This is a genomic window from Pedobacter miscanthi (genome assembly GCF_032678605.1).
GTDB lineage: Bacteria > Bacteroidota > Bacteroidia > Sphingobacteriales > Sphingobacteriaceae > Pedobacter > Pedobacter miscanthi_A.
This window is the reverse complement of record NZ_JAVTSU010000010.1, coordinates 213,732-235,245: the sequence shown is the minus strand read 5'-3', so window position 1 is coordinate 235,245 and position 21,514 is coordinate 213,732. Positions and strand designations below refer to the sequence as shown.

22 protein-coding genes are annotated in these 21,514 nt (G+C 37.3%); all 22 read left to right on the top strand.

What is annotated here, in order from left to right; all coding sequences use genetic code 11:
* Nucleotides 1-51 precede the first annotated feature (51 nt).
* The 22 genes from R2R28_RS16560 (at nucleotide 52) to tssD (R2R28_RS16455) (ending at nucleotide 21,478) form a co-directional block, all read left to right on the top strand.
* A complete protein-coding gene (locus R2R28_RS16560; protein WP_025141856.1) occupies nucleotides 52-498 on the top strand; it encodes a hypothetical protein in 447 nt (148 codons plus the stop codon).
* An 18-nt stretch (nucleotides 499-516) separates the two neighbouring features.
* A complete protein-coding gene (locus R2R28_RS16555; protein WP_316826795.1) occupies nucleotides 517-1,905 on the top strand; it encodes a DUF5458 family protein in 1,389 nt (462 codons plus the stop codon).
* Nucleotides 1,906-2,028: 123 nt separating this feature from the next.
* The gene (locus R2R28_RS16550) at nucleotides 2,029-2,601 is read left to right on the top strand and encodes an NAD(P)H-dependent oxidoreductase (RefSeq protein ID WP_316826794.1); all 573 of its coding nucleotides are present in this window, start codon (nucleotides 2,029-2,031) and stop codon (nucleotides 2,599-2,601) included.
* A 348-nt stretch (nucleotides 2,602-2,949) separates the two neighbouring features.
* Nucleotides 2,950-3,345 carry a type VI secretion system tube protein TssD gene (tssD, locus tag R2R28_RS16545; protein WP_025141859.1) on the top strand — a complete coding sequence of 132 codons (396 nt, stop codon included), beginning with the start codon at nucleotides 2,950-2,952 and terminating at the stop codon, nucleotides 3,343-3,345.
* 120 nt (nucleotides 3,346-3,465) lie between these two features.
* Nucleotides 3,466-3,861, top strand: coding sequence for a type VI secretion system tube protein TssD (gene tssD / locus R2R28_RS16540; protein ID WP_025141860.1), 396 nt, complete (start codon nucleotides 3,466-3,468; stop codon nucleotides 3,859-3,861).
* 350 nt (nucleotides 3,862-4,211) lie between these two features.
* The gene (locus R2R28_RS16535; protein WP_316826793.1) at nucleotides 4,212-6,074 is read left to right on the top strand and encodes a type VI secretion system Vgr family protein; all 1,863 of its coding nucleotides are present in this window, start codon (nucleotides 4,212-4,214) and stop codon (nucleotides 6,072-6,074) included.
* Between the two features lie 2 nt (nucleotides 6,075-6,076).
* On the top strand, nucleotides 6,077-6,247 hold the full coding sequence (locus tag R2R28_RS16530; protein ID WP_316826792.1) for a hypothetical protein: 171 nt from the start codon (nucleotides 6,077-6,079) through the stop codon (nucleotides 6,245-6,247).
* 3 nt (nucleotides 6,248-6,250) lie between these two features.
* Nucleotides 6,251-7,507, top strand: coding sequence for a hypothetical protein (locus R2R28_RS16525; RefSeq protein ID WP_316826791.1), 1,257 nt, complete (start codon nucleotides 6,251-6,253; stop codon nucleotides 7,505-7,507).
* Nucleotides 7,480-8,214, top strand: a complete 735-nt coding sequence (locus R2R28_RS16520; RefSeq protein ID WP_316826790.1) for a hypothetical protein — start codon at nucleotides 7,480-7,482, stop codon at nucleotides 8,212-8,214. Before R2R28_RS16525 ends, R2R28_RS16520 begins: the two co-directional genes overlap by 28 nt.
* Nucleotides 8,215-8,279: 65 nt before the next feature.
* Nucleotides 8,280-9,266, top strand: coding sequence for a hypothetical protein (locus R2R28_RS16515; RefSeq protein ID WP_316826789.1), 987 nt, complete (start codon nucleotides 8,280-8,282; stop codon nucleotides 9,264-9,266).
* A gap of 12 nt (nucleotides 9,267-9,278) precedes the next feature.
* Nucleotides 9,279-9,761: a DUF4280 domain-containing protein gene (locus R2R28_RS16510; RefSeq protein WP_316826788.1), complete on the top strand. Its 483-nt coding sequence runs from the start codon at nucleotides 9,279-9,281 to the stop codon at nucleotides 9,759-9,761.
* A gap of 17 nt (nucleotides 9,762-9,778) precedes the next feature.
* The gene (locus R2R28_RS16505; RefSeq protein ID WP_316826787.1) at nucleotides 9,779-12,505 is read left to right on the top strand and encodes an OmpA family protein; all 2,727 of its coding nucleotides are present in this window, start codon (nucleotides 9,779-9,781) and stop codon (nucleotides 12,503-12,505) included.
* Nucleotides 12,506-12,515: 10 nt separating this feature from the next.
* Complete coding sequence (locus R2R28_RS16500; RefSeq protein ID WP_316826786.1) at nucleotides 12,516-13,190, top strand: hypothetical protein; 675 nt, start codon at nucleotides 12,516-12,518, stop codon at nucleotides 13,188-13,190.
* A gap of 2 nt (nucleotides 13,191-13,192) precedes the next feature.
* Complete coding sequence (locus R2R28_RS16495) at nucleotides 13,193-13,957, top strand: hypothetical protein (RefSeq protein WP_316826785.1); 765 nt, start codon at nucleotides 13,193-13,195, stop codon at nucleotides 13,955-13,957.
* 178 nt (nucleotides 13,958-14,135) lie between these two features.
* Nucleotides 14,136-15,110, top strand: coding sequence for a hypothetical protein (locus tag R2R28_RS16490; protein ID WP_316826784.1), 975 nt, complete (start codon nucleotides 14,136-14,138; stop codon nucleotides 15,108-15,110).
* A 2-nt stretch (nucleotides 15,111-15,112) separates the two neighbouring features.
* The gene (locus R2R28_RS16485) at nucleotides 15,113-16,048 is read left to right on the top strand and encodes a hypothetical protein (RefSeq protein ID WP_316826783.1); all 936 of its coding nucleotides are present in this window, start codon (nucleotides 15,113-15,115) and stop codon (nucleotides 16,046-16,048) included.
* A 197-nt stretch (nucleotides 16,049-16,245) separates the two neighbouring features.
* Entirely contained in the window at nucleotides 16,246-17,793 is a 1,548-nt protein-coding gene (locus R2R28_RS16480; RefSeq protein WP_316826782.1) for a phospholipase effector Tle1 domain-containing protein, read from the top strand.
* A 270-nt stretch (nucleotides 17,794-18,063) separates the two neighbouring features.
* On the top strand, nucleotides 18,064-19,086 hold the full coding sequence (locus R2R28_RS16475; RefSeq protein ID WP_316826781.1) for a DUF2931 family protein: 1,023 nt from the start codon (nucleotides 18,064-18,066) through the stop codon (nucleotides 19,084-19,086).
* Nucleotides 19,087-19,189: 103 nt separating this feature from the next.
* Nucleotides 19,190-19,528, top strand: a complete 339-nt coding sequence (locus R2R28_RS16470) for a hypothetical protein (RefSeq protein WP_316826780.1) — start codon at nucleotides 19,190-19,192, stop codon at nucleotides 19,526-19,528.
* A 105-nt stretch (nucleotides 19,529-19,633) separates the two neighbouring features.
* Nucleotides 19,634-20,092, top strand: coding sequence for a hypothetical protein (locus R2R28_RS16465; protein WP_316826779.1), 459 nt, complete (start codon nucleotides 19,634-19,636; stop codon nucleotides 20,090-20,092).
* A 474-nt stretch (nucleotides 20,093-20,566) separates the two neighbouring features.
* Complete coding sequence (tssD, locus tag R2R28_RS16460) at nucleotides 20,567-20,962, top strand: type VI secretion system tube protein TssD (protein ID WP_025141870.1); 396 nt, start codon at nucleotides 20,567-20,569, stop codon at nucleotides 20,960-20,962.
* 120 nt (nucleotides 20,963-21,082) lie between these two features.
* A complete protein-coding gene (gene tssD, locus R2R28_RS16455) occupies nucleotides 21,083-21,478 on the top strand; it encodes a type VI secretion system tube protein TssD (RefSeq protein ID WP_025141860.1) in 396 nt (131 codons plus the stop codon).
* The last annotated feature ends 36 nt before the right edge of the window (nucleotides 21,479-21,514 follow it).

Here is a 21,514-nt window from a genome sequence, read left to right as displayed (position 1 = left end):
TAACTATTATATTATTAGAAAAAATTAATCGTAAACCTAAATCTACATACTATGTTTAATTATGAAATTGGCGGTAACGAGCGGAAAATTGACACCTCGGAAGCTTTCGCAGAAATTGCCCACAACAAAACACTTTTTGTACAAAAACTAACCGATAACGAACCCATCAAGCCCGAAAAAGTAGAAGGATTAAAAACAGTAAAGGAAGTATTTGAACATTACAAACCAAATGTTAGAGTGGCTTTCGAAAAGCAAGACGGGTCTACCGTTGGCGAAACCATCAACTTTACGGATTTGAGCGATTTTGGTGTGAAAAACATCATCAATCAAAGTAACTATTTAACCAATGTGAACATTGAGAGAGAAATGTCGCTTAACGTAATCAAACAGTTAAAATCGAACAAAACTTTAAAAGCTACACTTGATGACGAAGAAACAAAATCGGCCTTTATTAGTGCTTTGAAGAATTTTGTTGACGAATTGGAGCAAAATAAATAATCTAAACGCTGAAAAAACATGTCAAATCCTCAAGAATTAAAAGCAGACCAAAATACATCCGAAGCGGGTTTTAAACCGGCCGAAGTCAAAACCATAGAAAAAACATCACTTAAAGATAACTTAGAAAAACTGGCCCGTGTTGGCGGTTTCGATTTGTTGGAAGCTACCGTTGATGGCCTTCAGAATCTAAATCCTGAGCGTAAAGCCCGTAAACAGATCTTTTTAACCGGTGATGAAAAAAAGAAAGAACGCGAAGAACTGAAAAAGAAAATTCAGCTTTGGATCGACGTGCTCGAATCTTCTACTTCGGTAGCTGATATGGTAGAAAAAAGCACCGAAAAACTGAATGCTGCAGAACAAAACCTGAGTAAAAATATCGGAACAGCTTTAGAAAGCACCAGAGAATTAGAGCAGGCTTACCGTTCGGTTCATTTATTCTATAAAAATACCGAATCTGATAAACTTAAAAATGTGGTGCTGTTAAATGCATCAATGGATCAGATTAAAGATTTGGATAACCCACGTTTTATCGAATATGTGGATGATGAATTAAAGCAAAACTACGATCGTTTAGATCTTCGCAAAAACTATTCGTTAATGGTGGTGCCGGGTTATATGGGCTCTAATAAAGTGGTAGAAAGATGGGGTAAAATAGCCCATAATAACAAAGCCATGCTGGTAACCGATTTTGCCGACCTTGATCAGCCGGATGATGTGCTTGATTTATTTACGGCAGCAAATCTTACTGGTGCCGATGCATTCAGATCGAATGTAATCATGACCTGTAACTGGTTGGTTGGCCGTGGTAAAGTAGCCGAAGTTGGAGAAGAAGATGATCTTACTGTACCAGGATCTGCTGCACTTGCCGGTAAAATGTACTACACATTAATGTCGCAGGTTACTGCTGGTAAAAAACATGGGGCTATAAACGAAGTGGATGGTGTAAAATTCGATTTAAAGAAAAGTGAAATATCTCATTTAGAGCGTGTTGGTTTAGTGCCAATGGTTAACGAATATGGTAAGGTAATGGCTTTCTCTGCTAAAACCCTGTTCAATGGCGATAACATTGGTTTACAAACTTATTCGGTTGTGCGTGTATTCGATTACGTAACCAAAGTATTATTTGATTTCTTAAACAGAAGGGCATTCGAAAACTGGACTTCTAAAACCGAACAGGATTTACGTGGACAAATTGTTAAGTTTTTAGATGGTATTCAGGGTGCAGACCGTTTGATAGAAAGATTTAAAATTATGCGTTTCGAAAGAGACGAACTTCAAAAAGACAGAATCCACCTGGATATTCACATTACGCCATATTTCCCGGCCAAAAGTTTTGTAGTAAAACTTGATGGTCATAAAGGTGAAGATGAAAATACAACGTGGAATACAGAGTATAATCAGCAATAGTTTTTGATTACTGAAAATAAAAACCCAACCTTAGCGTTGGGTTTTTTTATGGGTTATGCATAACACTTAACAAATTCTTTATAATTTTGTAATGCATCGGCCAGATCAGATTAATCAAAAAAAATGAAGCAAGTACTTCTCCTCAATGGAGATATTGAAAAAAACGCATCTACAAATTTCCTGATTAACGCCTATAAGCAAGGTGCAGAAAGTGTTGGCGCTACCGTAAGGGAGCTGGCAATCATCGATCTGATATTTAATTCGAATAAACTGTTTAACAACAGACAGATTGCCGAGTTAGAACCCGATTTGCAAAAAGCTTTAACCGCCATTAGGCAAAGTAGCCATGTGGTGCTTTTTTGCCCTGTTTATGTAGACCATATCCCGGCAAAAGTTAAAGGTTTTTTCGATCGCCTTTTTATGCCCGATCAGATTTTTACAACCCAACAGCAGAATATCAACAACAATTTTAGTGGCCGTTCGGCAAGGATTGTGTCTATTTTGGACGAAGCTACCTTTAAAGAGTGGAAGGCAAATAAGAAAACCACTTATCTTTCCATTAAAAAAGTAGTGTTCGAAAAATGCAGAATGAGCCCTGTGTTAACCAATACCATTGGCGAACTGCATTCACTCGAAAACCATTACAGCCAAAAATGGTTGGCTAAAATGGAAAAATTTGGTTCACAGCTGATTTAAAGTCAATGGTCTGCGTGCCGTGGTATGTTCCTCACAAACCAGAACATAATACACTTGTCCTAAAATGCTACACTTTGTGTACAATCGCTACAGTTTTGTAGCGGTACCATTTGTTTACCTGTATTTGTAACACTAAAAATATATCCTGATTTTTTCAACATCTTTTCCACAAAAACAAGGTGTATAACTGCATTTTTAGGCGATAAACACAAAATTGCTATTTTTTTAAATTGAGGTTACCGCTTATCAATGAGTCAAATACATTAGGTTTGGCCTGATATTTGGTTAGAGTGATGCTGTAGCGGAGGCTACATAAAATCAATTTTTTAACCTTTAAATTTTAAAACTATGGCTTTCAAAGCTAGATTAAATTTTTCAGGCAAGGAGTACGATGTGCTTCATTGTGCCTATGCGTTAAACCGTGATGTAGATGCTAAAGGAAGACCTTCTTCCGGAGTTTACGGCGGTACCATCGACATTGAGATCGAATCAACCGAAGACACCTCAATTATCGAGGCGATGGTAAACAACCAGTACAAACCCATTACAGGAACCCTGTTGATCAAGAAAACAGAGGAAGATGCCAAAATGAAAGAAGTTAACTTCGAGGATGGCTACATTGTTAAATATTCCGAAGGAATAAACATTGTGGGCGATCACCCGATGACGCTTAAGTTCCAGATTTCTGCCCGCAAGCTTAAATTAGGTAACGCAGAGCACCTTAACGATTGGCCAAAAGCCTAAGCGGAGGTTGAAGGTATAAGGTTTAGGGGCTAAGGTAAACAAAACGCCAAGCGTCTTACGCTAAACGCCAATCACTCGCTGCAATTCATTCATTTTTCAAAAACATTAAAACTTACTACAATGGCATTCAAAACCCGTTTAAACTTAGGATCAAAAGAATTTGATGTACTACAGTGCAGCTTTTCATTAAATAGAGATGTTGACGCAAAAGGCCGTCCATCCTCAGGTGTTTATGGAGGTACCATCCACATCGAAATCGAATCAACTGAAGATACTTCAGTAATCGAATCAATGGTTAACAACCAGTACAAGCCACTTTCTGGAACATTGGTTTTCAAAAAAGGCGAAGAAGATGCAAAAATGAAAGAACTATCATTCGAAGATGGTTATATCATCCAGTATAACGAAGGTATTGCGGTAAACGACAATACGCCAATGACTTTAAGTTTCGTAGTATCTGCCCGTAAATTAAAACTGGGCAATGCAGAACACGAAAACGATTGGCCAAAAGCTTAGTCATCACCAAGCATATATTCAATTAAAGCGCTCCGATAAATCGGGGCGCTTTTAATCCCTTTGCTATTTTTATCACCCTATATCTACCTTCATTATCCCAAAATTAACATTGCTTTATTGATGTGGTATATTCATCAGAAAAGCTTTCTCATAAATTAATGCTCAATTATGTCTAACCATTCCAAACATATTGCAGTAAAAAACGATTACTATTCAGGTAAAACGTTTGGTTCGGCATCCGCACACAATCAGTACATACAGCTTGCAAAAAATGAATTCATTTTAACATGTTCGCATGTGCCTACCCGGCCTTTGGCTTAAGGTAATTGTTGTGATCAAGATAAATCGATATGGAAAAGAAACTCATTGCAGAAATCAATATAGAGGATAAGGAAATTACCCATTTCGCTTCCTTCAGTCTCCAGCAGGCTTTTAACGAACATCACTATTTCGAACTGCGTTTTAACCACGACCAAATGGGTGCGCCGGGTTTGATCAGTTTAGATGATAGCCGCGATTTTGTGGGTAAAACATTAACTGCATCTTTTGGCCATTCGCCAGAAGGTATGCAGAATTTTGTTGGCCTGATTTCTAAAGTGGAGCTATCACAAAGTCATGGTTATCATGGTGTTGTTATAGTAAGTGGCTATAGCCCAACCATTTTAATCGACCGTGGTCCTGATTTAGGTTCTTACCTGGATAAAGACCTTAATGAAATTGTAAAATTGGCAACTAAAGATACACCAGCCAACGATCTGAAGGTGGTTGCCAATGCAGCAAGAACTAATGTAATCGACTATATCATCCAGTACAGAGAAAGTGATTTTGCCTTTTTAAACCGGCTTTCGGCCGAATACCACGAATGGTTTTTCTACGATGGTAAACAGCTTAATTTTGGCAAGCCAAATTCGCAAAAAGAAATATCGCTATTTTATGGCAGGGATGTTCAGGAAATGCAGTATGCAATGGAAATTGCACCAATAAAAAATAAACGGTTCTCTTATAACCCAAAGCAGAACGAAATGTTATTGAGCGAAAGCAGCGGAAAGACAGATGGTACCCCCGATTTATCACATGCTATAAAAGCTTCGAACCTTACATTTAGTAAAACTTTTAACCAGCCCTCTTTAATACGTGTAGATAATAGCAGCGATATTAAAAACCTGGTAGAAAATGAAGAGAAAGCCAATACCAGCGAGCTTTTAAAAGTAAGTGCGAGGGGCGATAATGCAGGCTTGAGTATAGGTAGTATTGCCGAAATTACAATGAGCCTCAGGAAAGAGCTGGCATTTACATCCGAAAGCCTGGGTAAATTCCTCATCACTGGAATTAAACATCATATTGATGAAAACGGTAAATACTATAACACTTTCGAAGGAAAAGTTGCTACTACGGAACGTTTACTGGTAAAAAACTTCGAAAAACCACAACCTGATATGCAATTGGCAGATGTGATCGATAACAATGATCCACAAGGGCAGGGGCGTATTAAGGTGAAATTTAAATGGGAATGTTTAACCAACGATGTTACCGAGTGGCTGCGTGTGGTTACGCCAAGTGCGGGTGTTGGCGACAGGGGTAATAACCGTGGTTATTTTGCCATCCCTGAAATTGATGATCAGGTAATGATTGCTTTTGAAGAAGGTAATGTTGCCCGCCCGGTGGTAATGGGAAGCGTTTACCATAGCGCCAGCGTTGATAGCAGTCCGCTGATTCAAAACCATTTAAAAAGTATCATTACCAGAAGCGGGCATTTGGTAGAGTTTGATGATGATGCAGGCACACAGGGGATCAAAATTACCGATATCCATAATAACATCATCCATATTGATACCAAAGGCAATAATATTACCATTACTGCTTTAGAAAACATGACCTTAAACTGTAAGAATATGCAGATTAACGTACAGGAAAACATGGATGTAAAGGTGGGCAAAGATCAATCGGCTTCTATTGGTAATAACCAAACTACATCCGTAAGTAAGGATATCAATACCACCGCAGGAAACAATTATTCGCTTAGCGCAACAGGAGATATCCAGGAAAGTTCAGATCAGAGATCAGAGTTTGTAACCAAGGATTTTACCAGACAATCAGAAACCTCTAATGAACTGGCAAGTGAGATTTCGATGTTTAGTCAAAAGGAGAATATGAGCTTGCAAAGTGGTAAAACGGTAGAAATAAACAGTGCAGAGAAATCTAAATTATTCTAGTTATGGCAATTACAAAACAATCAAACAATATGAAAATTAAAGTTCGCTCTGATTATAGTATGGTTGTGGGTAAAAAGGCTATGAAAATAGCTGATAAGTTGAATGTAGAGGCGATGTACAATAATTTAGTTTTGGCGAGTAACAAAAAAATTGTTGGCGAGGGAAATAAGTAGGCTATGGCAAATGTTCAATTTAAAAGTTATACGCCTACATTACTGGAAATAGAACCAAAGTGTTTGGTTCATTTTCGGCCGCATAGCAATTACAATGGCGAATTTGGCTTTGATTGGGTAAGGCTTGGCGATTCGGGAAATAAAGGAGATGTGTGGTATAAAAATATCACCGGCTATTATAACACCCCGAAAAAAGCAGATGGGAGTTACGATTTTTGCAATCCCAAATTTATACAAAGCACAAAAGAGTATGATAATTTGGTTTTCAGTGAGTACAGACGTTTTTCTGTTCCCTGGAAAACCACCAATGAAGAAGCTCCATACATCTACCCGATTCCATATATGACCTTGCTTCCCGAATATTCGGCTAAGTTAAAATTGATAGTTGAAGTAGAGGAAGAGCCCGAAAAATTCGAATTTAAGTATAACGAAAAATATTTTGAAATTACGGTAGATAAGGAATTGCCCTTAGCTAAAGGCACTGCTAAATTAGATAGTGCCATAACGGTTAAGTGTATAGCTTATTTCGAAAGAGATGAATTTATTGAGGTTTACGCTTCGAAAGGCAGCGAACAATATTTAGTAGGCCAGCTTATTGTAAAACGAAACCACACCAAATTCCACAAGTTTGTAAAAATCTGTTTTGTGAATGTTACGATTGGGATGAATCAATCGCTGATGAGCATCGCGAAGGAAAAAGCATCTTTACGAAAGTATCTGAGACAGGCCTACATCAAAGCAGAGATCAAAATTGAAAATATCAGGGCCTCGAGCGAAAAGGAAATAAAAGATGGACTTGGCTATACCAGGGATCCGAAGGCGTCAGCATTTTTTATTCTGGAGAAATGCCTGTATCAGCAAAAACAAAAAAACTATCTCACATTCAAATACAATTCGTACCGCAAAATCTATTTTGTTCCGATGACCCTTGAAAATGAATCGTGTGGAAGTAAAGGATTTATATTAGGACAGACACAAGAGATCCCGGAGGAGAAAGGAGTGGCTACGCCAAGCATCGTGATTGCTGATATTGTGAGAACAAATAAAAAATTAAAAACTTCGCCGAGCATTGATGAAGCAACTGTTGCCCATGAAATGTGCCACAGCATCGGACTTCAGCACACTTTTGTTAATGGCAGCAAATATGTTTTTAAAGAATATACCACCGATAACATTATGGATTACTATAGCAGTAAAACTGCAATCAAATCCAGGCAATTATATAAGTGGCAATGGGAGCAGTTATGGAAAATGCTATAAAAGTTGTTAAAATAAATTTAATGTTTTGCCTGTTGGTTTTGGCATGTTCGTGCCAGCAAACCAAATCCGGGCAGATTGGGCAACAAGATACCATAGCCAGTAAAAAAATTAAAACGGTACAGAAGAAAGAACCACGAATGAGGAAGTTTGATGTTGACAATTACGAAAAGCAGATGATCGCAAATCCGCTTTATGAGGGAAAAACACTTGAAGATGGCTCTCATGTTAAAGAGTATTATATTCCAAAGCCCAATGTAGATGCAGAGCCCTTTACGCGCAAGGCTGCTGAGCTTTTTGTAGAAAGAATTGAACATAAAAATGGATTTAATGAGTTGATTTCCTATTACAACAATGGAAATATTCATGAATACAATAATTTTTTTTCGATCGAGCTTGAAGTCGGCATCTGGAAATATTACGATGAACAAGGAAACCTGACCAAAACTGTGGATAAGGATTTGGGTTATAAATTTACCCTGAACGATGTTATTGCATTTGGTAAAAAGAATGATGTCGATTTTCATCATGATGGCAACTTACAGCGGGGTTTTAGTGACCGGTTTAAAAAAAATGTATGGACCGTAAGCTGGATTGAAGATTTGCCTGCGGGAGATCGTGTTGAACACGTTTGCATCCTGGATGGCGATAACGGTACCGTATTGGAACGTAAGAAAGAGGATGCGCCAATACGTAAAGTGAGCAGGTAGTTAGCGGTTAAACTGATTTGGATTACAGGGAAAAAGGTATAGGTATTTCAAGCAAAATATAAACCATGTTTGATAAAGATAAAAGTATATTTTTTGATGGCTTATCAAAGGCTGAAGTGCATCCGGAACCGGTCATTTCAACGCGTGAGCTGCAAAACCGCAATTTCAAACCACAATGGCCTATTGGTCATAAAATGGATTATGGGCTGCGGTTAGAGCTGTACCTGGATGAGAAGATCCATGAAATTAAATACGAATTACAAGTGGTAAGAATTAAAAATACGATTGAAAATTTTACCTGCTTTACCATTAACAGGATTAGTCCTGTTTATATCAATGAAAACGAACCTGATTTACTGGCCGATCAGCTGGCGTATAAGGTTGGCGGTATTTTTTATCCGATGAATGTGGTTTTAGATGCCGAAGGAAAGGTTGCAGAAATTCAAAATCTGGATGATGTACAGCATAGGTGGAAGAAAGTAAAGGAAGATATACAGCATACTTTTGAAGGAGCGGTTTTAGATGAATACGTGGAAAGGATGGAAAAAAACATAAATGATCCGTTTATTTTGAATTTAGCCATTAAGGATCAGGATTGGTTTTTAAATGCTTTTTTTCTGCCTGTTTATAAAAACTATAACTTAAATGATCAGCCCAGGTCATCGTTATATTTCCCAATCTTACCGTTTCGGAACGTTAACTATTCGTCTTCTTTTGTATTGGATCCACAATACAATGATTCGGGTATGATAGAAATAAATGTTAAGGGCGAAATTGATCCTTTAGAGATAGATAATTGCCTGGGGAACTATTCCGGTAAATATTTACTGCACCCACACAATAAACAAATCTGGATATTAAAATCCATGTATACATTCGAGGCATCTGCCAGCCAGAAATATGCTAAACTCGATGTGTTTTGTATAAGGGAAAATGATGAGGAATTAGATTTTAATTTCGATCACGCTACAAAGAAAATAAAAGGTTCAACATTATTGGTTGAGGATAATGGGGCGAAAAAAAGAAGTATCTGGAAAGATATTTTTAGATAAAAGGATACAATTATGGCTGAAAAATATATTGTAGTTCAGGGAGCAGTTTGCATGTGCAATTTTGGTACGGCGCCTGATAAATTAAAGGTACTTACACAGCAGAAAGAATATGTAAATGATAAAGATGGAGCAAATAAACTTATTGCAACAGATAAGGATATAGGCACCACTTTTGAGAAAAATATGTTTGGTTCCTGCTCAAAGATGAATAATAAACCTTGTACCGCTGCTGTTACCAAATGGTCTGGTTTTTACGAAAATACCGTACTAACCAACGGAGGTAAGTTGTTATTAGAAGATAGCAAGGCAACCTGTCCAATTGGAGGAACAGACTGTATAAAGATTGTTTTTCATGGTCAGGTGATGGAGCCGAGCTCATCAAATTTTGTGAATTCTCCTGATGAAGTTCAATCTGCAATAAATCCAATAGCCAAATACGGACACGGAAAAGAAGTAGATGGGAGCGAATTTGGAGGAGAAGTAGTAAATGCATAGATAAAAACGATAAACTGATGCCTAAAGGAGTAAAGAAAATAGCTTTGGATGCTTATCAAACGAGAATGAGGGATCTTCATATCCCAAATGGATTCGTTTTGAGAGGGGGTACCCCCGTAAATTTTGTCGTATTTGAATGGATGCCTGATACCAACGCGGCAGAACAGGCAAACGTAAAATGGATGCTGGAAGATAAGGAACGTAAGTCTATCATTAAAAAGTATCCCGGCACAGGGCCCAGGCTTAAAAACTTTGTGATCAACAAAAAGTTATCGGGTAACCAGCAATATTACATCGAAGCTTCACTATCTGGCGAAAGAGATTATAAAAATCCAGCCGGCGTATATGTACGTGCACATTCAGAACCATTAATTATAAAGTCAAAATGGTCTTTGGTAGAAGGAGGAGATTCTTTAAAGGCTACACCAATACAATATGGCGACAGTGTAGTGCTTTGGATAGAAACAGAGGGCTTAAACGGCAACATGTTGATTATAGATGTATACAATCGTGTAATCGGAGATAATATTCTTGTTAAAACCTATACAGATGTTCCATGCGAGGGAGGAGAAGTAAACATTACGATTGGTGATACCAGTTTATGGCATTCGATAACACGCGATGTTGCGCTAAGAGAGTTTTTTATTACCGTTAAAGATCAGGCTACCAAACAGATTATATTCGATTCGAATAAAGATCGGTATCATGCCCGCTTTTTAAGGATAGAAGGAAGAAAGATAACAAATAACGTTGCACCTACCCGAACCAATACTGCTGCCAAGGTTGGCGAGCAGCCTGTAAATGCAAAACGTTACGAACCATGCGGATATACCAAAATTGAAATTAACGATGGTAAAAGATTCTTGCTGTTTGATGAAGGGAAAATAGGATTGAAAGGAATGAAATCTGATGGTTTCTCCAGATCGATGTCTATCCACTTCGATTTTAACAAATGGAATATCACTTCAAAAGCGCAGGCAATTTTGAATGAACTCGCTGAATATTTATTCCAGAATCCTTACCTGCCCGTAGAATTGGGCGCACATACAGATGTTCGCGGAACAGATGCTTTTAACGATGAATTATCTCTTAAAAGGGCAAAAGGAGCGGTTGATTATCTGGTTAAAAAAGGTGTAGATAGCAAAAGAATAAGTGCGAAAGGTTATGGTAAACGCGCTTTAATATACAAAGGCGAAAATGTAACCGATAACCAGCATGCAGAGAATAGGCGTGTAACCATTAAATTCAAGATTTTTGAAAATAATGCAGAAACCATTGTGTTCGAAACAGTAGGGCCAGGGCAATCTGTAAAGAAAAAGATGACGCTCAACATCGATAACTATACTTCTCCCGATGGTTGTGTATTGTCTAACGATAAACACCAGGCCGCGGTATTGAGGAAGATCGACAGTCAGACCAGTCCAAACAGCGAGTGGTTAAATGTTATGGCTGCTGAGAAAAAAAATAAAAAGGCCGACGACTGGGTTTTCTCACCTATGGATAATAAACTTTTCGCCTTTGATTATTTTATGCCCCATTTGCAGGCACCCAAACAGTTTTTTTATTATATCAATTCCTGCAGGTATTTCAGTAACAAAAACAGGGCGACGGTTTTGGTACGCGTATATTCCGACATACGGTGGAAATTTAAGTTTTTTGTTAATATGTCCAGTCCACTTAATATGGATTGGAGCAATATCCCGGTAATTAGCCAGCGATATACAAAGTTAAAAGAAACAGCCGATAAGTTAGGCGCCAGTTACGACGCTAAAACAAGTGGCATAGAATGGGGTGTAGAGCTGAATGCTGATTGGAATAATGACGGGACTAAATTTACCAAAAACGATAACTACACCTTAAAAATAGAGAGTAAAATTAAGGATGTATTTAACCTGATTACCTCAGTGCGTGATATTACACGTGCATTGGGAACAGCCACAAAAGGAGGCGTAAGGAAGGTGCCTTTTGCCGGAAAACTACCTTTAACAGTTTCCATTCTTGCACCAAAATTTGCCATTTCCTTAGAATGGTATCTGGCCCACGGTAAATATAAAAATGTTGAAACCAATAATATTGGTACCGAGTTTTTAGTAGATGTATACTCAGATCCCATTATAGGTTTAGAGGTTACCTTCGATTTATTGGGTTTGGTAGTTACCGCAGTATCCATAGCTGCAACTGGTAATACCGTAGCAGCCGATCTTTTTCTATATGCTAAAGAGTGGTCGGCAAAGGGTTTTAAATCTAAATATGCAGAAGCTAAGCTTGATATGTATATTGATGCTGTATTTCTTGGCTCGGTAGCCGGAGGCATTAAAGGGGGCAAAATAAATACAGCCTCCGATCAGGTACAGCTAGAGGCAAAACTTGAGACGAAAATTGGAGTGACTTTAAAAGCCGGGATTGTGGCTAATGCTAAAGCAATGTTTTTAGAGTATGGCAAGGCTTCTATTAAAGCCGGATTAACAGCCGAAGCCAGTGTAGCCATCCGGGGTTCCTATAGTTTTCAATGGGATACCTATAAAGGCCTGCTTTTCAAACCTGGCCTGATCCTTGATCCTTGTGTTGCAAAAGTTGCCATGTTTGTTGAGGTCGGACTTTCTTATAAAGTTGTATCTGCAGATTGGAAACCAATTAATATTAATGAAAGCCGTACCTTCTGGAAAGCGTACGATGTAATGCAGGGCGTAGCTAACTTTACAGGAAGATCGGCAGAGTTTTTTATTTATAAACCTAATAGTTAATAATTGTATAATGAAAAAGTTGAATTTTATTTTTTTGATGTGTATCCCGTTTTTATTCCAGTCTTGTCAAGGTCAGAATCTTGACTTAGAAAAATTATCGCTGCCAATTAAAGGTGACGATTTAAAAACTTTAAAATTATCAAATTCAGGCGCAGGTATAGGAAGCCAGGAGGTGCAATATACTTCTTATGTTCCCGATGCTGAAAAAAGTATCAGCTTTGGTGGTGTTGTTGCACCTAAATCCGCTTCAAGTTCTGAATCATTGGTCCGCTTTTTTTCTAAAAACGAAGGAAGTACTTTTCAGGGTTATACATTGAATCTGTTCAGCCCTGATGCTTTCGAAAAAACTTTAGCTTACCTGTTGAAAAATAAAACCCAGTTTAAGCTTGTGTTTGATGACGGGAAAGATGCCGAAGAAAGGGCAAGGGTTTTTATCTCCAATAGTAACGGAACTACTTATTTACTGTTATCCAGATTAAACGGCGAAGGTAAAAAAACAGGTTATTTAGATGGCGTAGGTAAGGGTGAAGAAGCTTTGTTATCTGCCAGGATAGGTGGGTCATTTGGCTATTACGAAGCCTTTCTTGAATATAAAAAACATAAGTCAGGTAACCTCAGCTATCTCGATTTCCTTCGCGAAACCAATAATGAGCTGTACAAACAAAGCAATAACCTAAAACAATAATTATGTCAAAGCCTTATTATCTTTTAGAGTTTTCAGTATCTGCATGTAGGTTTATAGTAGAAATCAACGACCTCGAAATCCTAAATTTAGTTGTCGAAGATGGTATGAGCAGTATGCTTCCGATTAATCACGGTATTTTTGCTTCTGGAAACCAAAAGGTTAAAATCAGACTTAATGCCCTCAATGATCAGAATTTTGTGCTTGATGCTGCTACAAAATTTAAAATTATTGAGTATAGTGCGGGCGGTACCCTCGAGTTCAAAAATATGATAGCAGAATTTGAACCTGATTTAAAAGATAATGGTAAAAAAAATGTTTACGAAGCCCAGTCAGGCTTTAATACGATAGTCCCTTATGAAATTGCCTCCTGGAGAGATGGGGTTAACTTAATGGACATCAATAAACTGGATGAAAGATTGGATAATTTTTATTCCAATGTAAAATCGCTGTTTAAAAGAAAAGAATATCAAAAAATAAAAGAGGTTTTTTCTAAAAAAGAAAATAACATTGCTTCTATGATGTACCTCAATCAGGAACAATCTGATGCCCGTTTAAATTCCATCTTCGATGATATGGATAATGGTTTTGAATTTGATGATGATGCCATTTCCATACCTTATTTCTTTAAAAATGGAAAAGTTGTTTCTTTCAGAGGGCCAACCGGGCATCCTGCAATCAAATTGGTAAACTTCACTTCCGGAGAAGAAATTTATGTAGAACTGAATGTAATGATGGATAAAACCAAAATGATATTCGAAGTGGTTTAATGCCTGCAAATCACAGGTTTAGGTTTTGCTGCTTAAAAATTAGCGGTCTCAAATAAAAACAGTCAAATTGAACAATACCAGGGGCAGTTGTTAAAAAACACATGCCCAAACTGGCATTGGATAAATGTTGAAGCAGGACAGCTGCCTTAAAACGGCGGTTGCGGTAAATTGAGGAATCATGACAAATGTTAAGTTTGGAGGTTATAAGCCACAGGAAGACCCTAAAGAAACCTTACAATATGTTTATTACACACGCGAAGGCGAATACCTGGGAGGGATAGCGGGCAGTGCTAAAATTTTTACCACCACTAAAGAAAAGTACGATCAGGCAGCAGCTGCAAAAAATTGGGAGCCGCTGAATGATGAAGCTAATCTGGTTAAATACGATGGAAAAGCACTGGCACATTCAGATTTCAGATACATTGCCTATATCATCAGTCACGAATCAGGAAACGCTGATATCACAGAACTCAGGTGCGTAGCCTTTACCAGTCATAACAGGGCTGTTTCTACCAAAAAAACCTGGCGCTCGCTACTCGCCTCCGGTTACTCTTCTGTCCCTGACAAGAAAGAACTACCGGACAAAAATGATGAAAAATCGAAACTGTCGAGATACGCCGTACTAGATGTCTGTTTTGGGGTGAAAGATATTACAGATGGTGCCGAGTTCTGGGATGGAACCGATTTTCTGGCATGGGGTAATTCTGAAACCAATCCTTACAATAAACTGGGGCAGAATAAATTTGATGAATATAAATTTGTAGAAATTCCCAAAACCATTTACGATAATTTTGTAGCAGAAAATGGTACTTCAGCCAGGTACAAAGATAAAGGCAACCATGATGAAAACAACGACCAGGGTACGCACGAACACCTTAAAAAGAAAGTTAAAAAGCCATTGCTCGGGCCAGATGGCAAACAAGTAAAAGGCCCCGATGGCAAACCGCAGTTTAAAGAGGTGGAGGTGCCCGACAGAATTAAGTATGCCATCCCATCATCGGACTTTGAAGATGAGCAAAACTGGACAAGCGGGAACTTTTATTACGATACCGGAGTAAAAACCGCTAATGGTATTTCTGCTACGATTACAGCAGGGAAAAGTATTTTCTGGAAAATAACGCCTAGCCGCTTAACGGCTGCAACAACGAAATAAATATGATCAAACTGGTATTTGCCGCTATTTTTAATTTTTTGATTGTGTTGAGTGCAACAGCACAACAATCGCAAAAACAAGCAAAAGTTTGTAAAGGAATTTTATTGACCCGATTAACAGCACTTAAATCTCCGGAGGGAAATGAAAAGGATACCAGTAAAATCTTATATGTGTATAATGATTCAAAAGATAGCCTTTTTGTCTATAAAATAGCAGCTGGGCTACTCTCAGAAGCAACAGCTTATAGCTTAACTGCCAACGGTAATAGCCTTTACCTGCGCGGTAAATCCATACTAAATGGGGCAGATAACATTGAACTGCTAAAGATTACATTCTCCGATGCCGAACATACCATGTTTGTGAATGAACAGGATAAGTATTGGCTATACCCCGAATTTTATGCACAGGTTAAACAACAAGTAGGCATAAAGCATTCTATAATTGATTTTTTCGATCTTTTGGATGATTATCTGGAAGATTACGCCATTAATGATATTTATCCGGTTTTATTATCCACAAATGGCAAACGATGGAATAAGAACCTTCAGCAATCCAAAATCACTACTGGTAGAAGCCAGTCAGATCTAAAAGATACCTGGAATTACAAATACCAGTACAGCCGTTTGGGCAAATTGCAATCAGTTAAAGGCACATCGGCAGAAGAAACGCACTTTAGTAAAAAAATAAGTTACCTCCGTCCAAACCTGTTGGAAATGGCCATTTACCGCAACACAGAAGATCGTCAGATCGTATCACGCAAAGTCAGTTACAATCCTTTAACACTTAACCTGCTCAAACTAACAGATCGTGTAGAAGTAACAGGAAAAAATACGGAGACATTAATTAATGCAACGATTAGCAGGAAAGTAATAGCGAAGCTAAAATCGCTGCAGATGTCGCAGTCGGAAGTAATCAGGCTCGTGGGATTATATAAATAGCATCCATGATATTTCTGCTTTTATCTTTTCTGTGGAAAATACCTTATTTATTTCATTAAATTGGGAGAAGATTGGGAAGGGAAAGCATGTTGGACCTATTCAGAAGCCCGGATAGCCAAGCGGTAAAATAAAAATAAATATGAAGTGAAGAATAGATTTGTTTCATCTTCCTCAGGATAAAATTATACACCAAAATTATGGCAGAGAACGTTAAATTAGGTTCATATACCCCTCCACCACCACCCAAAGGTACTATAGATATCAGGATTGGTGTTTTTTTTGATGGTACGCAAAACAACAGAAAAAACACCAATGCAAGATTGGGTAATTTCATGGACAAAGAGGAAAAGAAGACAGCAGCCGATGCCTACAAAAAAATGTCTAACCATGAAGATGATAGCTATATGAACGACCTTTCTAATGTAGCACGTAAAGAAACGCATTATGCCAAAAACAAATATGCAGATAGCGTGTACATAGAAGGCATTGGTACCGATGATTTTGGAGAAGATTCTGACAATCCAACAAATCATCTCGGCGTTGCTTTTGGTTCAGGTACGCAGGGTGTTATAGAAAAAGTTAAAAAGGGCTGTAAACTAATAGCCGATAAAGTGAAAGCATTAAAAGGTAAGGATAAAGTTAACGTGCTAACATTGGATGTTTTTGGTTTTAGTCGTGGAGCGGCTGCGGCAAGAAACTTTATTTATGAGGTCAATAAGCGGCCTTATCGTTCTAAAGGTGTTGGTAGTGGAGTGAATGAAAACCGGACACTCAGGTTTGATGATCATAAACAACTGGTTACAGTTGATGATTTACCTGCACATGGCGAGTTGGGGAAGCTATTAGGAGAAATAAAAATTAATAAGCTCATCATACGCTTTGTTGGACTTTATGATACCGTTTCATCTTATGATCCAAATGCTACAAACACAACAAGGCATCCAGATTATAACAACGATGTTGCTGAACTTCATTTAAACAGTCTTATTGCTCAAAAAATAATTCATTTTTGCGCGAATGATGAGCATCGCAAAAACTTTATGTTAACTCCAACTGCTAAAGCTGCCGGCGGACAAGATTTTTATTTGCCAGGTGTGCATTCTGATGTTGGAGGCTGTTATACGGATAAGATGAATGAGTCTAAACAGATCATGGATTTTGACAATACCATAGGTGATGGATATAGCGACGAAGATTATAATGAAATATTAAATAATGACTTAAATGACCTTATTGCACAGGGATGGTTCATTGAAAGTCAAAATGAAGTTACTCGTCCAAACAAGTGGCACGAAACCCATATTAACCGTTCAGGTATACGTAACACCTATAGCTTTGTTACGTTAAGCCTTATGTCAGAAAAACTCAATGCAAACTATGAGGGGACGATCGACATAACAGAACTAAATAAATATTATGGAATCCCAAAACCTACAGCACCAGATGAATTAGATTTGAATAAAGTAAAGGAACGATTAACCGCTTATATAAATGGTAGTCAACCAAAAATGGAATACTATACCAATAAGCAAATAGAAATATTTAGAAAGCAAGAAAAGGAAAAAAAGATGGCTACCGATACTTTTAATCGCATAGTAAAAGATCATAACATGCTGATAAAATTAAGGCGCAAATACATTCATTGGAACTCTATGTATGGAGATATACCACAGGCATATGTTCCCAACTTCAGAATAGTGGGCAAAACTATTGTTAGAAGCCGTTTAATTGAGCGGAATTCATGAAAAATATTGTTAAATGTTTCATTATAAGTCTTTTATTTTTACTGGTTTCATCCTTAACCTTTTACTTTGCATTTGCTGAAAGTAATTATCAAATACAGACTTATGATCTTGACTTAATTTCGTTGTACTTATTTTATCTGCTGATTTTCATTCTTTTAATAGAAACAGTAATACGACTAAAAAGAACAGGTCGAAATCGGTTGCAGATGCATGTGGTTTTATTTTTTGATGCTTCTGATTTAGTTAGCCTACGTCAATACCAAAATAAATATGAAAAAAATAATTAACTGTTTCCTTTTATTTGCTATAATATTAATCTCTTGTAAAAACAAACCTATGATGGTCAAATACGAATGGCTTCCAACATCTAGTGCACCAGAATTGTACCCAACGAATATCTATAACGGCAGTTTTGCTTTAGAAGATGGAAAAAGCGTTTATATACCTACCTCAGGAATAAATCATACAGGTTGGGGTTACAGTGGCCCTTTACATTCACAAGGTGAAGATTTAAAGGCATTACCCGTAAAATTGAGTATAACCTGGGCATCGTTTCTGGAAAAAAAATTTTATACAGGCAGTTGGGATATGCCAATTGATAAAATAAAAAAACTCTTTGAAAAAGGAACCATAGATTGGCGTGGCAATGGTTCAAACCCTTCAAACTATTCTTTGATAACCGTTGGCTGTGCACCAGGTGGCCTTGTAATAGTTTGGGTTTATGGCGATGACCAACAAATAGAAGTAGCTCGTTTCCAGGCAACAGAAACCAATTTAGCTATAAAGGATGTTGTTCCATCAAACCCCACACTTACACTAGAAGCATATTTTGATGTATCCAAATCTGTCCCACAAGCCTATGAAAACCTAAAAAAAGGTGGAATTCAATACGATATATGGGATATATACAGAAAAAAATACGACTGGCGTGCCCGTATAGAAATTCCAAATCATAAACTAATTAATGTAGGAATCGAAATGTTTAATGGGGAAGAAGAAACTTTATTTAACCAAACAGTAATAGATAATACTTTTAAACCAAGGGCGGTACCAAGATTAATCGATTTTATTTTTGAGGATAAATCAAAAGTTCAAACCGTTTTTCAGGTCAAATATTTCGACGAGGAAGAAATCTTTAATTTATTCAAACAGGTAGATCCTGCAAAGCCCATCGAAATCGTTTTGCGTATGAATGAAGATTTAAGTAACCGAAAACTGGTTTTTAAGCAGGGAGAAAAAGAATTTACAATAAAAAAAATAGATCTCGAAAACATGTGGAAGTACGAACAATAACGAAACTTAGATAAAGATTTTTAAAGATAGATACGCTGGTGATTAAAGGAACCAAAGTTTTTGAGGTACAAGTACCTGATTTAACAAAAGTGTGGTGCATATTATGAAAAATAAAACCCGGCCATTAATTAAATTTTTGATTGTTCTTTTATTAGCCACAACAATCGTTACGCTGTACTTCGTATATAGCTTTGGTGCCCTTGCAGATAAGGTTACTTTTGCTGCCATATTGCAGATTATAAAGCAATTTGGATTAGTGATCAGCATTCCTGCTGCTATTTTATTCGTTCTTGCCGATCTTTTGATGAAAAAAATAAGAATAATCTGGATATTGTACTTTGTGCGGTGTATGGTTTTTTTTAGTATCCTGTTCAGCGTAAGTTTGGTGCTTTCTTTTTATCTGGTCTCAAATGTATTATTAGATAATCCTTTTGTGAAATAAGTAACGGTTGGGCGCTGTTGCCAAATCGATGTCAAACCAAAAACAATAAATAGGTTAAGAGAAATATTTACGTTTGGGAAAATCCAGGCGATAAGCAGAGATAATATGGAAATTAAAAAGACAAGCCTTCTGGTAGGTTTAGCAATTAGCCTTATCGCGGTTGGTGTTATTTTTCCTATTGAAAGAAAAGATTTTTTAGATGAATTGGTTTATACCCCTTTTACTTTATTAATTGGGCTGTCGATAATTATTTATGCAATATCAGAGGGAAATCTTCTAAAAGTTTTAGGCTTTTTATTAGGAAGCATTTTGATTAGCATATTCTTCTGGTTTTTATTTGAGCGGGATGGCTGGTGGGCATCAATTCCAATTGTTTACGGTGGAATTCCTTCTGGTTTTATCTCGGGCATTTTATTTTTAATAGGTTCCTACTATTTAAAACTGAACAAAAAGAAAAAATATCGCTACGTTAAACAATTGCTGTTCTACTTCCTCATATTATTAATAGTCTCTGTATTCTTCAAATACGGAGGTGATTGGTATTATTATCTTTTTCAAAGTTAAATCAGATCACATACTGCTTAAACAACACTTATGTAATACAGCCTGATACAGTTTTAACTTTTCAGTAATTATCCAACCGGGGATTTGATCTGGTAGGCTGGCCAAAAACTCAGTTAATTAAAAAAAGTGAGGTCGTAATAAAGTACAGGCAATTCCCAATTGAATCTGGCAGAATAGTAATTAATGGATGAATTGTCCCAAAGTGTAACACTTTGTCCTAAAATGCTACAATATTTTAAGCTATTGCCTGTAGTAAAAATGAGACGGAAATTAATTTTAAAAAAAATACATTTTTTTTCTTTGCAAAAATCTTTGTTTCCTGCATCAGGAACTAATTTTTTCTGGTTTTTATAAGGCTGTTAATCATTATATATGAGGTAGATACATCATAATTGGCCTAATATTTGGTTGATGATGTAGAGTAGCGGAGGCTACGTAAAATTCTATTTTTTTTAACCTTTAAATTTTAAAACTATGGCTTTCAAAGCTAGATTAAATTTTTCAGGCAAGGAGTACGATGTGCTTCATTGTGCCTATGCGTTAAACCGTGATGTAGATGCTAAAGGAAGACCTTCTTCCGGAGTTTACGGCGGTACCATCGACATTGAGATCGAATCAACCGAAGACACCTCAATTATCGAGGCGATGGTAAACAACCAGTACAAACCCATTACAGGAACCCTGTTGATCAAAAAGTCAGAGGAAGATGCCAAAATGAAAGAAGTTAACTTCGAGGATGGCTACATTGTTAAATATTCCGAAGGAATAAACATTGTGGGCGATCACCCAATGACGCTTAAGTTCCAGATTTCTGCCCGCAAGCTTAAATTAGGCAGTGCTGAGCATGTTAACGATTGGCCAAAAGCCTAAGCGGAGGTTGAAGGTATAAGGTTTAGGGGCTAAGGTAAACAAAATGCCAAGCGTCTTACGCTAAACGCCAATCACTCGCTGCAATTCATTCATTTTTCAAAAACATTAAAACTTACTACAATGGCATTCAAAACCCGTTTAAACTTAGGATCAAAAGAATTTGATGTACTACAGTGCAGCTTTTCATTAAATAGAGATGTTGACGCAAAAGGCCGTCCATCCTCAGGTGTTTATGGAGGTACCATCCACATCGAAATCGAATCAACTGAAGATACTTCAGTAATCGAATCAATGGTTAACAACCAGTACAAGCCACTTTCTGGAACATTGGTTTTCAAAAAAGGCGAAGAAGATGCAAAAATGAAAGAACTGTCATTCGAAGATGGTTATATCATCCAGTATAACGAAGGTATTGCGGTAAACGACAATACGCCAATGACTTTAAGTTTCGTAGTATCTGCCCGTAAATTAAAACTGGGTAATGCAGAACACGAAAACGATTGGCCAAAAGCTTAATCCGATTTAAATCGTTATTAGTTGCTGGCCAAACCG

What these genes read in the sequence shown, in the direction of transcription:
- R2R28_RS16535 (WP_316826793.1), top strand. Translation starts at nt 4,212, where the DNA reads ATGGAAAAGAAACTCATTGCAGAAATCAATATAGAGGATAAGGAAATT.
- R2R28_RS16510 (WP_316826788.1), top strand. Translation starts at nt 9,279, where the DNA reads ATGGCTGAAAAATATATTGTAGTTCAGGGAGCAGTTTGCATGTGCAAT.
- R2R28_RS16525 (WP_316826791.1), top strand. Translation starts at nt 6,251, where the DNA reads ATGGCAAATGTTCAATTTAAAAGTTATACGCCTACATTACTGGAAATA.
- R2R28_RS16550 (WP_316826794.1), top strand. Translation starts at nt 2,029, where the DNA reads ATGAAGCAAGTACTTCTCCTCAATGGAGATATTGAAAAAAACGCATCT.
- R2R28_RS16470 (WP_316826780.1), top strand. Translation starts at nt 19,190, where the DNA reads ATGAAAAATAAAACCCGGCCATTAATTAAATTTTTGATTGTTCTTTTA.
- R2R28_RS16495 (WP_316826785.1), top strand. Translation starts at nt 13,193, where the DNA reads ATGTCAAAGCCTTATTATCTTTTAGAGTTTTCAGTATCTGCATGTAGG.
- R2R28_RS16555 (WP_316826795.1), top strand. Translation starts at nt 517, where the DNA reads ATGTCAAATCCTCAAGAATTAAAAGCAGACCAAAATACATCCGAAGCG.
- tssD (WP_025141870.1), top strand. Translation starts at nt 20,567, where the DNA reads ATGGCTTTCAAAGCTAGATTAAATTTTTCAGGCAAGGAGTACGATGTG.
- R2R28_RS16520 (WP_316826790.1), top strand. Translation starts at nt 7,480, where the DNA reads ATGGGAGCAGTTATGGAAAATGCTATAAAAGTTGTTAAAATAAATTTA.
- R2R28_RS16560 (WP_025141856.1), top strand. Translation starts at nt 52, where the DNA reads ATGTTTAATTATGAAATTGGCGGTAACGAGCGGAAAATTGACACCTCG.
- R2R28_RS16505 (WP_316826787.1), top strand. Translation starts at nt 9,779, where the DNA reads ATGCCTAAAGGAGTAAAGAAAATAGCTTTGGATGCTTATCAAACGAGA.
- R2R28_RS16530 (WP_316826792.1), top strand. Translation starts at nt 6,077, where the DNA reads ATGGCAATTACAAAACAATCAAACAATATGAAAATTAAAGTTCGCTCT.
- R2R28_RS16515 (WP_316826789.1), top strand. Translation starts at nt 8,280, where the DNA reads ATGTTTGATAAAGATAAAAGTATATTTTTTGATGGCTTATCAAAGGCT.
- R2R28_RS16465 (WP_316826779.1), top strand. Translation starts at nt 19,634, where the DNA reads ATGGAAATTAAAAAGACAAGCCTTCTGGTAGGTTTAGCAATTAGCCTT.
- tssD (WP_025141860.1), top strand. Translation starts at nt 3,466, where the DNA reads ATGGCATTCAAAACCCGTTTAAACTTAGGATCAAAAGAATTTGATGTA.
- R2R28_RS16485 (WP_316826783.1), top strand. Translation starts at nt 15,113, where the DNA reads ATGATCAAACTGGTATTTGCCGCTATTTTTAATTTTTTGATTGTGTTG.
- R2R28_RS16475 (WP_316826781.1), top strand. Translation starts at nt 18,064, where the DNA reads ATGAAAAAAATAATTAACTGTTTCCTTTTATTTGCTATAATATTAATC.
- R2R28_RS16480 (WP_316826782.1), top strand. Translation starts at nt 16,246, where the DNA reads ATGGCAGAGAACGTTAAATTAGGTTCATATACCCCTCCACCACCACCC.
- tssD (WP_025141860.1), top strand. Translation starts at nt 21,083, where the DNA reads ATGGCATTCAAAACCCGTTTAAACTTAGGATCAAAAGAATTTGATGTA.
- R2R28_RS16500 (WP_316826786.1), top strand. Translation starts at nt 12,516, where the DNA reads ATGAAAAAGTTGAATTTTATTTTTTTGATGTGTATCCCGTTTTTATTC.
- tssD (WP_025141859.1), top strand. Translation starts at nt 2,950, where the DNA reads ATGGCTTTCAAAGCTAGATTAAATTTTTCAGGCAAGGAGTACGATGTG.
- R2R28_RS16490 (WP_316826784.1), top strand. Translation starts at nt 14,136, where the DNA reads ATGACAAATGTTAAGTTTGGAGGTTATAAGCCACAGGAAGACCCTAAA.